The following is an 11,400-nucleotide window of genomic DNA, read 5'->3' as shown; positions in this document are numbered from 1 at the left end:
CATGACGCAAGACGCCACGGGCCCTCCGCTGTTGACGCCGCTGACCGCCGAGGAATGGGGCGACGACGAGTATGCCGCCGTCGGCGCACTGATGGGCGTTCCAGGCGACGACGTTCCACGGGCCGGCTCGGGAGAGCCCAGGGATCCGCTCAACTTCGACATCATCGGCGTGCTGGCCCGGCACCCGAAGATGGCGCGTAAGTTCCTGGGTTACAACGCGTTTCTGCTTCAGCGCGGCGAGCTGCCGCTGCGATTGCGCGAGCTGGCCGTGCTGCGGCTCGCCCATGCGCGGCGCTCGTCGTTCTTCTGGGGTGAGCACGTCAAGATCGCCAAGGCGGGTGGCTTGTCGGATGACGAGATCGCCCGGATCGCCCGCGGTAACGCCGAGTTCGACGGAGTGGACCGGCTGGTGCTCGAGACGACCGACGAGTTGCTCGCCCGCGGCCGCGCTACCCCCGACAGGTGGCGGGGTCTCGTCGACGAACTGGGTACCCACCAGGCGATGGAGTTGATCTTCGTCGTCGGCACCTACGCGATGCTCGCGATGGCCTGCGACACCTGGCAGCTCGCCCCGCCGCCCGGCAGCGCGACGCTTCCGGACTAGGAGTCCTTCGCTTCGGGTGCCGGTTCGTCGTCGCTGCGCCGATCCCGTCGCCGCCAACTCCGTACGCCCCGGTGCGCGGCGAACGCACCGGCGACGGCGGTGACGCACCACACCGCGATCGCCGTGAACGCCAGCGGTGACGACAGATCCGCGATCGACGCCCCCAGCGCCGTGTACACGAACGCGCGGGGGACGGACCCGATGAACGCACCGACGGCCATCTGCCACAACGGAACTCCGAACGCGCCGAAGGCGTAGGACGCGAGCGCGTCGGAGATGCCGGGAACGAAGCGCTGGCCGACGACGGCCCACAGGCCTCCGCGCGCGATGAGATCGTCGAGCCTGCCCGCTCGTTCCTCACCGAGGAGTGCCCGGGCGCTGTCGCGTCCGGCGCGCCTGCCGATCAGGCTGGTGACGCACGCGGTGGTGACCGTCGCGCCGAGGGTGGCGAACGTGCCCACGACCGGACCGAACAGCACTCCGCTGGCGGCGGCGAGGATCGGCCCGGGTACGAACACCGCGCCCAGCAGCCCCGACACCACGACGTAGACCAGCGGTGCGATCGGGCCGGTGGAGGCCACTGTGCGGCGGACATGGTCGACGTCGACCACGCCGGAAACGGCGACCAGGTAGAACAACCCGAGCAGGAACGCCACGAACAGCACGAGTCGGAGGATGTGCCACCGACGGGTCGCGGGGCGGTCGTTGAGGGTCATGTCCAGGCCAATCTTGCCGCACGCGCGGATACGCACTTCCCGCGGTGACGCAGCGGATGTACCATTTGGTACATGATTACCGAGTGTGGCGCCGAGATCAACGCACCCGCCGCCGTCGTATGGGACGTGTTCAGCGATGTCGAGCGCTGGCCGGAGTGGACCGCCTCGGTGACCCGACTCGTGGCGTTGGACAGCCGAGAGTTGGCCGTGGGCAACAGGTTCGAGATCAAGCAACCGCGGATGCCGAAGCTGGTCTGGAAGGTCACCGAGGTGGTGCCCGGTGCCTCGTGGACATGGGTGCAGCGCTCGCCAGGCGGGCTCACGGTGGCCCGCCACCACGTCAGCCCCGTCAGCGCCGACTCGCAGGCGCGTACGCGTATCGATCAACGGCTCGAACAACGAGGCCCGGTCGGAGCCCTGGTCGGGTTGCTGATGCGGTCGATGACGAAGCGCTACCTCGAGCTCGAAGCCGATGGGTTGAAGGCACGCTGCGAGCGGCTGCACCGGCTCGATGGCCCGTCCGCCTGACGCCCGGCGTCGCCGGGAATTGCTCGACGGGCTCGTCGCGGAGGTCTCGCGCAACGGCATCGGCGACCGACCGCTTCGTGATCTCGCCGCCGCGGTCGGCACCAGTCATCGCATGCTGCTGCACCACTTCGGGTCGCGTGACGAACTGCTGTTAGCGATCGTCGGCGAGGTCGAGCGACGCCAGATGGCGCTGGCCCACGACTTGCCGGCAGATCCCGCCGAGGCGATCGCGGCGATGTGGGCCGATCTGCGAAGGCCCGACCTGCGCCCGTTCGAGCGGCTGTTCTTCGAGTGCTACGCGCGGGGAGTGCAGGGCGAGCAACCGTTCGCGCGGATGCTGCCTGCCGCGGTCGAGGACTGGCTGTCGCGAGATCCGCGTGGCACGACCGGCCCGGCGATGATGCGGCTCGGCCTCGCAGTGGCCCGCGGTCTGCTGCTGGACCTCGTCGCTACCGAGGACCTCGGCGGCGTCGACGCCGCGGCCGCCGCGTTCGCCGACCTGCTCCGCGCGCACCGTCGATGAGGTCAGTCTTCACTGCTTCGGCGTTCGCCGATGAACGCGAGCAGCCGGGGGTCCTCGGAGGTGAACACGTCGACCTCCTCGCCGCCATCGCAGCGCAGCAGCGCGACGGTCACACTGCCTTCGCGTCGCGTCCGGACCTCCCAGATGGCACCGGAGTCCTGCCATCGCTGCAGATCTGCCACTGGGTCCTCCGCCATGCCCCTACCATCTCACCGCATGGGTGGCCGGCCCAGCGTCGAGGTTGCACGGGTCTATGACCCGCCGGGCGACCACGACGGCACCCGGGTTCTGGTGGACCGGCTGTGGCCGCGAGGAATCCGCAAGGACGATCCGCGGGTCGGCCGGTGGCTGCGGGCGGTGGCGCCGTCGACCGAGCTGCGGCGCTGGTATGCGCACCGGCAGGAACGGTTCGACGAGTTCGTCGCCCGCTACACGGCCGAACTGGAAACCGAGGAGGCTGCGCAGGCGCTCGACGAACTGCGCGGCCTGGCGGCCGAAGGTCCGGTACTGCTCACGACCGCAACCCGCGACGTCGACGGAAGCCATGCGGCCGTCCTGCGCGACCTACTGACCCGGGAGGCGTGAGACGATCGGCACATGCCGTCGAAACTGCCGCGATGACCGTCGTACTCGCCATCCGCTGCGCTGACGGGATCGCGATGGCCTCCGACTCGCAGATCACCGACCCCGAACGCGGTCTGAGCTATCCGGCTCAGAAGCTGCACCCGCTCGGAGAACGCGCCGCGTGGGGCGGTAGCGGGTCGCGTGCGGTGCTTTACGACCTCGAGCAGATCTTCGACAACGAACCGGACGCGATCGTGGAAGCGCCCGACATCGGTCATGCCCTGCAAGGTCGAGTCCTGCCGGTGCTCAAGCACCACTACGCGAACTTCATCGAAGACGTGCCTGCGGGTAAGCCCGGCGCAACCCCGGCAACCTACGTTCTCGCCGCGGGCTACGCGAACGGGGATCCGTTCATCGTCGACATCGATCCACACGGGTTGATCGGCCGCTACGAGGAGATCGGTTTCCATGCGGTGGGCAGCGGATCGCCGATGGCCCAGCAGGCCCATGCGCTTCTGGCGCACTTCGAGATGGGCGAACGCAGCGTCGACTACGGCATGGTGGCCGCGCTGCGGGTGCTCGACGCGCTGGACGCGTCGTCCCCGAGCGTCGGTGGGCCCATGGACCTCTGCCGGATCACGCCGGAAGGAGCCCGGCACCTCGACGAGGAGGCCGTCGCCGAGGTCCGGGACAATGTGCACCGGTGGACCGAACTCGAACAGCGGGTCCTCGACGACCTCTTCGACTGAGGGGCAGAAGTCCACGCGGGAAGGTAAGTCTTGCCTTAGTCGTTCCGGTAGGCTCGGCGGGCGATGACCGAGATCGACGATGCACCCACGCCCGTCCTTCCGCGGGAGCTGACCGACATTTCCGATGCGGTACGTGAGGTCGCGGCACCGCCCACGCCGGTGCTCGCCGAGCCGTACTTCGTCCGGCTGGCCGATCCGGACGCGGATGCGGAGATGATCTCGGAGTGGATGAACCGCCCGCACCTTGTCGAGGCGTGGGAATACGACTGGCCCCCCGAGCGGTGGCACCAGTATCTGACCGCGCAGTTGGCAGGTGAGTACTCCAGGCCGTTCGTCGGTTCGTTCCGAGGGCAACCGTTCGTCTACGTCGAGTTGTACCGGGCCGCCAAGGATTCGATCGCCCCCCGATATGACGCCGAACCTCACGACATCGGGATGCATGCAGCGATCGCGGAGTTGCGCTTTGTCAATCGCGGTATCGCGCCGATCCTGTTGCCGCGGTTGACCGCCAACATCTTCGAGCTCGACCCGCAGTGCCGCCGCATCATGTTCGATCCGGACCACAGGAACAAGGGCGCGCGCGATGTCTGCGAACACGCCGGCTGCGAGTTCCTCGGGGAGCACGACATGTCGAACCGGCGCATGGCGCTGTACGCACTGCCGCGCGCGTAGCGGCGCCGGTCGCCGTAGCCGTGACAGTCGCCCGACCGAGCGGTTTCAGGGCAGCTGGTTGAATTCGGCGTAGCCGTCGTGGTCGGGCTTCATCCCGGCTGCGACCAACTCCCACAGCACCTCGTCGGTGCCCCCGCCCACCCGGGCCAGTTTCATGTCCCGCCACCATCTTCCGAGCGGAGTCTCCTCGACGAGATAGCCCGACCCGCCGAAGAGGTGCATGCACTCGTTCATCACCTCTTCGCCGAGGCGGGCGGCGTTGACCTTCATCGCGGCTGCGGTGCGAAGGTCGAGCTTTCCGGTCGCTGCGACCCCGTCGAGTGCGTAGCGCAGCATGTCGACGCGTGCCTGGAGGTCGGCCATCCGCAGCCGCAACGCCTGATGCTCCCACAGGCTGTTGCCGAACTGCTTGCGAACCATCATGCGCGCCTGCGTGATTCCGATGACCCGCTGCACCGACGTCGACACCAGCCCCGCCACCGACATCCGCTCCTGGGCCAGCCCCCAGGAGATGGCGGCCAGGCCGATGCCGGCGCGGGCGACCAGAGCGTCGGCGGGCACCCAGGTATCGATGTGCACGGCGGCCGTGTCGAGGGGACCGGCGCCGACCTTGCGGTAAGGCGTCTGGATCTCGCACTGCGCGAGCGGGACGGCGATCACCACGACGCTGCCGTGCTTGCTGTTGGGGTCGTGGTCGACGTTGCGGGCCACGCACATGACGTGGTCGGCGATCGGGGACAGCGAGACGAACTTCTTGATGCCCTTGACCTCGAAACCGTCGCGGACAGAACGCACTTCGGTGCCGACGATCTGCAAGTCGGACCCGCCGGACTGCTCGGAGGCGCCGATGCACAGCACCGCCTCACCGCGGATCGCCTGCTCGGCGATCTCCTTCAGGTAATCCGACTTGCCGAAGCGGCGCAGGATCGCGATCGCCGAGTCGTGCAGTCCCACGCCGACCCCGATACCCGCCGAGCCCAGCCAACCCAGCTTGCGGGCGAGCTCGATGACCTTCGCGACGTCGGGATGCTGTTGTCCCGGCGGCCACTTGGCGGCGAACACCCCGGACTCGCCGAGATACTCGATGAGTTTACGCGGGAACCGTTCCGTCTCTTCGGCTTCCGCCGTCCACGCGGTGACGCGGTCGTCGAAGACCCGCTCGAGCAGGTCGCGGTAGTCCTCGAGCGGTGGTGCGTCCGGCGCGTCGGCGGCGGCCGTCATCGGCTTGCTCCCTCCAACGTGCGCTTGACTTCGAGCCGGCGAAGCTTTCCCGACGAGGTGCGCGGTAGCGCACCGGGTTTGAGGAACACCACGTCGGCGGGCACCACGCCGCAGTGCGACGCGACGCGGGCCACGATCTGGCTGCGGGCGCCGGGCTCATCGTCGCCCTTGAACTCCGCGGCGATCACCAACCCGGGCCGCGCCGAGGCCTCGCCCGTTCCGACGGCCACCACGCACCCGTCACGGACACCGTCGATCTCGGCTGCGATGCGCTCGATCTCATTGGGGAACACGTTGCGTCCCGCCACCGTGATGAGTTCCTTGGCCCGGCCGCAGACGACCAGTCCGTCGTCGGTGAGGTAGCCGAGATCGCCCGTGGGCAGCCACGCGTTCGGGTCGATCGGGGTCTCGCCGACGTATCCGGTCATCAGCGACGTGCCGCGGACCTCGACCTCACCGACGTCGCGGCCGGTCACCTCGGTGGTGTGCTCGGCGTCGGTGTTGATGCGGATCTCCATGCCCGGGATGGCGTGACCGAGGACGGCGAAGCGGCGCGTGGTCTCGCTGCCGTCGCTGATGACCTGTACGTCGTCGACACGCAGGCCGGTGAAGGGTTGGGGAACGCTGACCGCACAAGTGGATTCGGCCAGGCCGTAGGACGGGGCGAGGGAATTCGGATTGAACCCGAACCGCGCCATTTCGTCGGCGAAGCGTTGATAGCCGGCGCAGTCCACCGGTTCTCCGCCGTTGAGCGTGAAACCGAGGTGACTGAGGTCGAGGTCCTTGACGAGGCCCGCGTACTTGCCGATCAAGTTGAAGGCCATGTTCGGCGCCGCGGTCATCGTGGCTTTGCTTTCCATCAGCCACTGAAGCCAGTTGAACGGGGAAGCGGCGAAAGCCGAAGTGGGCGCCTGCCACAGGTCGGCCTGGCCGAGCGTCGCGGTCAGGAGGAAGGCCAACCCCATGTCGTGGTAGATCGGCAGCCAGCTGTGCAGTCGGGACCGGTCGTTGACGTTGACCCTCTCGATCAGCCCGCGCAGGTTGGCCAGCGACGCGGCGGGCGAAATCTGTGCCGTACGAGGCGTTCCCGTCGACCCCGCGGTCCCCTGCAGGATCGCGACGTCTGCGGTGCCGGGGCCGCGGAAGGATGTGGAGCGGTGCGGGTGGCCGACCTCGAGGAGGTCGTGAACGGCGATCGTGTCCGCATGCTTGCTCAACAGCGCCAATTCGTCACCGTGGCTGAACACTGACGTCACGCCGATGGAGGCGAACCGGTCCAGCGTGGTCTGCGCCCACTTTTCGGGGTCGGCGCGCCGGATGGGTCCGGGCAGGATCGACAACCCGGCGCCGGCGAAGAACGCGCCGGGAATGGCTGCGACGAACTCGACGGTGGGTTCACCGACCAGGCCGACGGCTTTGGATTCGTCGTCGGCGATCCGCTCGGCCACGTTCTCGGCACGCGCGTGGACCTCCTGCCACGGATGGTGTGCCCACGTGCCGGCTTCCGTGTCGAGGACGGACAACGTCGTCGAGGCCCCCGACATCGCCGCCGACAGGGCTGCGGCGAGCTCGGTCACGAGTTCGTGGATGCGGCAGCCGATTTGGCCAGGATGGCCGCTTCCAGATCGCCGACCGTGTCGCAGCTGAGCAGGTCCTCTTCGCTCAGCGCCACGCCCAGCCGGTCCTCGATGGCCACCATCCCCACCGCGAACGCGACCGAGTCGAGGCCGACGTCGTCGATCAGGCGGGAGTCGCGGGTGACTCGTCGGACGTCGACGTTCATGTCGTCGCGCAAGATCTCGGCCAGCGCGACGCTGACGGCTTCTGGAGTAGACGGGTTCACGGCACGCGACGGTACTACGTCGGATCAGGTAAGGCTAGGCTTACCCCCGCTGCTCGCGGACAATCTCACAGCCTTGTTCCGATCCACATTCCCAACGCGGCGGCCGCGACGCCGAGGGCCAGGCTGACGACGATGTTCGCGATCGCGAGTCCGATGCGGCGGTCCGCGCCGAGTTCGAGGGTCTGCAGCATCCAGGTCGAGAACGTCGTGTACGCGCCGAGGAGCGCGACACTGGCCAACAGTGCGGCGGTAGGGCCCAGTTCGAGGCCGGCAAGCAAGCCGAGCACCAGCGCGCCGGAGACGTTGACCACGAAGATGCCCGACGGGAACGTCCCGCTCAGCCGGTGTGACACCGTGCGGTCGACGAGGAAGCGAAGCACCGCCCCGAACCCGCCGAGGACCGCGACGCCCAGCCACACCGCGACCGTCATCGCCGTGCCCATTCCGATGCCACCCAGGCCGCCGCGAGACCGGCGACGATGCTGGCCGACGCATATCCGGCCGCCAGCGCGAAATGTTCGCGCTCGACCATCCTGAGGATCTCGACCTGCATGGTCGAGAAGGTGGTCAGTCCGCCGCAGAAACCGGTGCCCAGCAGTGGTCGGCGGTAGCTGTCGTCGGGGAGTCGCGTGGCCACGTATCCCAAGACGAACGCGCCGACGATGTTCACGGCGAACGTCGGCCAGGGCCAGTGCCCGGGTTCGGGCGCGACGAGCGTCTCGATCGTGGCACGGGCCAGGGTGCCCAGCGCACCGCCGACGAACACGGCGAGCAGCTCGCGGCCGTCGTAACCAAGCACAAGCCAAAGTATGGCCGCCCCCGAACGCAACAGCACGCCACACGGCGACAAGGAGCAGAATCGGGTACATGGCGCCCCACCCCCGAGCCGGAAAGCCGGCCCAGCCCGAGGACCTCATCGACATCGCTTCGGTGGTGACGGCGTACTACACCCGAGAACCGGACCCCGAGAACGTCGACCAGCAGGTGGCGTTCGGCACGTCCGGGCATCGCGGTTCCAGCCTCGATGCGGCGTTCAATGAGGCGCACATCGTGGCTACGACGCAGGCGATCGTCGAGTATCGCGCCGCCCAGGGCACCACTGGTCCACTGTTCATCGGCCGCGACACCCATGCGCTGTCCGAACCGGCCTGGGCGTCGGCGTTGGAGGTGCTGGCAGCCAACGACGTTGTGGCCATGATCGATTCGGCCGATCGGCACACGCCGACACCGGCGGTCAGTCACGCGATCCTCACGTTCAACCGGGGTCGGGAGGATGATCTGGCCGACGGGATCGTCGTCACGCCGTCGCACAACCCGCCTCGGGACGGCGGATTCAAATACAACCCGCCCAACGGCGGGCCCGCCGACACCGACGCCACGGGTGCGATCGCCAAACGGGCCAACGAACTGCTGCGTGACGGGCTCAAAGGGGTCAAGCGGGTGCCGCTGGCGCGGGCGCTGCAGAGCACGCAGCGCCACGACTACCTCGACGCCTACGTTGCGGATCTTCCCAACGTCGTCGACATGCACGCGATCAGCGCCGAGAAGATCCGCATCGGCGCCGACCCGCTCGGGGGCGCGAGCGTCGACTACTGGGGCGCGATCGCCGAACGCCACAACCTCGATCTGACGGTGGTCAACCCGCTCGTCGACGCCACGTGGCGGTTCATGACGCTGGACACCGACGGCAAGATCCGGATGGACTGCAGCTCGCCGAACGCGATGGCCAGCCTGATCGCTAACCGGGACAGCTACCAGATCGGGACCGGAAACGACGCGGACTCCGACCGGCACGGAATCGTCACCCCCGACGGCGGGCTGCTCAACCCCAACCACTACCTGGCGGTCGCGATCGACTACCTGTTCTCGCACCGGCCGTCATGGCCGGCGTCGACCGCGGTCGGCAAAACTGTGGTGAGTTCGTCGATCATCGACCGGGTGGTCGCCGGGCTGGGTCGCGAACTGGTCGAGGTGCCGGTCGGGTTCAAGTGGTTCGTCGACGGGTTGCTGAGTGGGACAATCGGTTTCGGCGGTGAGGAGAGCGCGGGGGCGTCGTTCCTGCGTCACGACGGGTCGGTGTGGACGACCGACAAGGACGGCATCATCCTGGCGCTGCTGGCTTCGGAGATCTTGGCGGTGACGGGTGAGACGCCGTCGCAGCGCTACGGCGAGCTGGCCGAGAAGTACGGCGCCCCAACGTATGCGCGCGTCGATGCGCCCGCCGACCGTGAGCAGAAGGCCCGGCTGTCCAAGCTGTCGGCGGAGCAGGTCTCGGCGACCGAGCTGGCCGGTGAACCGATCACGGCGAAGTTGACGACGGCACCGGGCAACGGGGCACCGCTGGGTGGGTTGAAGGTGACGACGGAGAACGCGTGGTTCGCGGCGCGGCCGTCGGGCACCGAGGACGTGTACAAGATCTACGCCGAGTCGTTCAAGGGGCCCGAGCACCTGGCGGAGGTGCAGGAAGCGGCGCGCGAGGTGGTCAATAAGGTCATCGGGTGAGTTCTGAACCCTCGGGCGACAGCTCGACGGGGCCCGATGCGGCGGGGGCCGACCAGGCTGGGGCCAGCCAGGCTGGGGCCAACGAGACGGAGGCCAAGCCGAAGCTCCCGCGCGAGGTCTGGCTGCTCGTCGGTGCCAACGTCGTGGTAGCGCTCGGTTACGGCGTGGTGGCGCCCGTGCTGCCGCAGTACGCCCGTCACTTCGGGGTGAGCATCAGCGCGGCCACGTTCGTCATCACGGCGTTCGCGTTGATGCGGTTGATCGCCGCGCCGCCCGCCGGCTTGCTCGTGCAGCGACTGGGGGAACGTCGGGTCTACATCAGCGGCCTGATCATCGTCGCGTTGTCGACCGGGGCGTGCGCGTTCGCGCAGACGTACTGGCAGCTGCTGGCGTTCCGCTCGCTGGGCGGATTGGGCTCGGCGATGTTCACGGTGTCGTCGCTGGGGCTGATGATCCGGATCTCACCGGAGAACGCGCGTGGACGGGTGGCGGGCTTGTTCTCGACGGGGTTTCTGGTCGGCTCGGTCGGCGGGCCGGTGCTGGGCAGTCTCACCGCGGGTTTTGGGCTGGCGGCGCCGTTCGTGATCTACGGTGCGGCGCTGATGGTCGCGGCGGGCGTGGTGTTCGTCAGCCTGCGCGGCAGCACGCTGGCGGCGCCGGAGCAGACGGCGGAGGCGGCGGTCTCGATACGTCAGGTGCTGCGCCACCGCGCCTACCGCGCGGCGTTGTTCTCGAACTTCAGCACGGGGTGGGCGGCGTTCGGGCTGCGCATCGCCCTGGTGCCGCTGTTCGTGGTCGAGGGCCTCGGCTACGGGGCGGGTGCGGCGGGCCTGGCGCTGGCGACGTTCGCGATCGGCAACGTCTCGGTGGTGATTCCCAGCGGGTATCTGTCCGACCGGATCGGCAGGCGCAAGCTGCTGATCGTCGGGTTGACGGTGTCCGCGGTGTCGACGATTCTCGTGGGCTTCACGACGTCGCTGCCGATATTCCTGGTCGCGGCGTACATCACGGGTGCGGCGACGGGGATCTTCGTCTCGCCGCAGCAGGCGGCGGTGGCCGACATCGTGGGGAACAAGGCGCGTGGCGGCACCGCGGTCGCGGTCTTCCAGATGATGGCCGACCTGGGTTCGATCATCGGATCGCTGGTGGTGGGCCAGATCGCGGAGCAGACGTCGTTTGGCGCGGCGTTCGTGGTCAGCGGGGCGATCCTGGGGTTGGCGGCCCTGGGATGGGTCTTCGCGCCCGAGACGCGGGGCCGGCCCGCCGAGCACACGCCGGCGCGGGCAATCGGCCCCGAGGCCGGCGGGGAAGTGCCGTAACCAGCGATTTTGAGCGCTTCCGGCAGGTGGTGTAACTTCGATGGGCACGACTTCAGGGGCTATGGCGCAGCTGGTAGCGCACCACACTGGCAGTGTGGGGGTCAGGGGTTCGAGTCCCCTTAGCTCCACTCGATTGAAAGCCCGCTTCGACCGTTGGTT

The 11,400-nt window shown here is 68.4% G+C and carries 15 protein-coding genes and 1 tRNA gene; 9 read left to right on the top strand and 7 right to left on the bottom strand.

Annotated elements, in window-relative coordinates:
- The first annotated feature begins 1 nt into the window (after position 1).
- Positions 2 to 604, top strand: a complete 603-nt coding sequence (locus AAHH99_RS08770) for a carboxymuconolactone decarboxylase family protein (RefSeq protein ID WP_418768307.1) — start codon at positions 2 to 4, stop codon at positions 602 to 604.
- Here the strand turns inward: AAHH99_RS08770 and AAHH99_RS08765 are convergent.
- Entirely contained in the window at positions 601 to 1,320 is a 720-nt protein-coding gene (locus AAHH99_RS08765) for a TVP38/TMEM64 family protein (RefSeq protein ID WP_418768306.1), read from the bottom strand. The genes AAHH99_RS08770 and AAHH99_RS08765 overlap by 4 nt on opposite strands.
- 72 nt (positions 1,321 to 1,392) lie before the next feature.
- Here AAHH99_RS08765 and AAHH99_RS08760 point away from each other — a divergent pair, with 72 nt between their 5' ends.
- Positions 1,393 to 1,848 (top strand): SRPBCC family protein, encoded by a 456-nt coding sequence (locus AAHH99_RS08760; protein WP_418768305.1) that lies wholly within the window; start codon positions 1,393 to 1,395, stop codon positions 1,846 to 1,848.
- Complete coding sequence (locus tag AAHH99_RS08755; protein WP_418768304.1) at positions 1,832 to 2,371, top strand: TetR/AcrR family transcriptional regulator; 540 nt, start codon at positions 1,832 to 1,834, stop codon at positions 2,369 to 2,371. Before AAHH99_RS08760 ends, AAHH99_RS08755 begins: the two co-directional genes overlap by 17 nt.
- Before the next feature lie 2 nt (positions 2,372 to 2,373).
- Here the strand turns inward: AAHH99_RS08755 and AAHH99_RS08750 are convergent, their stop codons facing one another.
- Positions 2,374 to 2,568 (bottom strand): hypothetical protein, encoded by a 195-nt coding sequence (locus AAHH99_RS08750; protein ID WP_418768303.1) that lies wholly within the window; start codon positions 2,566 to 2,568, stop codon positions 2,374 to 2,376.
- Positions 2,569 to 2,587: 19 nt separating this feature from the next.
- Between AAHH99_RS08750 and AAHH99_RS08745 the strand changes: the two genes are divergently transcribed.
- The 3 genes from AAHH99_RS08745 to AAHH99_RS08735 all read left to right on the top strand — a co-directional run bounded on the left by AAHH99_RS08745 (position 2,588) and on the right by AAHH99_RS08735 (position 4,356).
- Positions 2,588 to 2,956: a DUF488 domain-containing protein gene (locus AAHH99_RS08745; protein ID WP_418768302.1), complete on the top strand. Its 369-nt coding sequence runs from the start codon at positions 2,588 to 2,590 to the stop codon at positions 2,954 to 2,956.
- A gap of 32 nt (positions 2,957 to 2,988) precedes the next feature.
- Positions 2,989 to 3,684 (top strand): proteasome protein, encoded by a 696-nt coding sequence (locus AAHH99_RS08740; RefSeq protein WP_418768301.1) that lies wholly within the window; start codon positions 2,989 to 2,991, stop codon positions 3,682 to 3,684.
- Positions 3,685 to 3,747: 63 nt separating this feature from the next.
- Positions 3,748 to 4,356 (top strand): GNAT family N-acetyltransferase, encoded by a 609-nt coding sequence (locus AAHH99_RS08735; RefSeq protein ID WP_418768300.1) that lies wholly within the window; start codon positions 3,748 to 3,750, stop codon positions 4,354 to 4,356.
- Between the two features lie 45 nt (positions 4,357 to 4,401).
- On the opposite strand, the gene mbtN is transcribed toward AAHH99_RS08735, so the two are convergent.
- From mbtN to crcB (AAHH99_RS08710), 5 genes are all read right to left on the bottom strand, one after another.
- The gene (gene mbtN / locus AAHH99_RS08730) at positions 4,402 to 5,577 is read right to left on the bottom strand and encodes a mycobactin biosynthesis acyl-ACP dehydrogenase MbtN (RefSeq protein ID WP_418768299.1); all 1,176 of its coding nucleotides are present in this window, start codon (positions 5,575 to 5,577) and stop codon (positions 4,402 to 4,404) included.
- Entirely contained in the window at positions 5,574 to 7,154 is a 1,581-nt protein-coding gene (mbtM, locus tag AAHH99_RS08725) for a long-chain-fatty acid--ACP ligase MbtM (RefSeq protein ID WP_418768298.1), read from the bottom strand. Before mbtM ends, mbtN begins: the two co-directional genes overlap by 4 nt.
- Positions 7,151 to 7,420, bottom strand: a complete 270-nt coding sequence (locus tag AAHH99_RS08720; protein ID WP_082693853.1) for an acyl carrier protein — start codon at positions 7,418 to 7,420, stop codon at positions 7,151 to 7,153. Before AAHH99_RS08720 ends, mbtM begins: the two co-directional genes overlap by 4 nt.
- A gap of 65 nt (positions 7,421 to 7,485) precedes the next feature.
- A complete protein-coding gene (crcB, locus tag AAHH99_RS08715) occupies positions 7,486 to 7,863 on the bottom strand; it encodes a fluoride efflux transporter CrcB (protein WP_418768297.1) in 378 nt (125 codons plus the stop codon).
- Positions 7,848 to 8,219: a fluoride efflux transporter CrcB gene (gene crcB, locus AAHH99_RS08710; protein WP_418768296.1), complete on the bottom strand. Its 372-nt coding sequence runs from the start codon at positions 8,217 to 8,219 to the stop codon at positions 7,848 to 7,850. Before crcB (AAHH99_RS08710) ends, crcB (AAHH99_RS08715) begins: the two co-directional genes overlap by 16 nt.
- Positions 8,220 to 8,287: 68 nt before the next feature.
- Here crcB (AAHH99_RS08710) and pgm point away from each other — a divergent pair, with 68 nt between their 5' ends.
- The 3 genes from pgm to AAHH99_RS08695 all read left to right on the top strand — a co-directional run bounded on the left by pgm (position 8,288) and on the right by AAHH99_RS08695 (position 11,369).
- A complete protein-coding gene (gene pgm / locus AAHH99_RS08705) occupies positions 8,288 to 9,922 on the top strand; it encodes a phosphoglucomutase (alpha-D-glucose-1,6-bisphosphate-dependent) (protein ID WP_418768295.1) in 1,635 nt (544 codons plus the stop codon).
- Positions 9,919 to 11,241 carry an MFS transporter gene (locus tag AAHH99_RS08700; RefSeq protein WP_418768294.1) on the top strand — a complete coding sequence of 441 codons (1,323 nt, stop codon included), beginning with the start codon at positions 9,919 to 9,921 and terminating at the stop codon, positions 11,239 to 11,241. The genes pgm and AAHH99_RS08700 overlap by 4 nt, the downstream gene beginning before the upstream one ends.
- Before the next feature lie 55 nt (positions 11,242 to 11,296).
- A tRNA-Ala gene (locus tag AAHH99_RS08695) sits at positions 11,297 to 11,369 on the top strand.
- Positions 11,370 to 11,400: the final 31 nt, after the last annotated feature.

This window comes from Mycobacterium neumannii, assembly GCF_048452905.1.
Taxonomy (GTDB): Bacteria; Actinomycetota; Actinomycetes; order Mycobacteriales; family Mycobacteriaceae; genus Mycobacterium; species Mycobacterium neumannii_B.
Note: the sequence above shows the minus strand (reverse complement) of the source record. Positions and strands in the feature narration are given on the sequence as shown.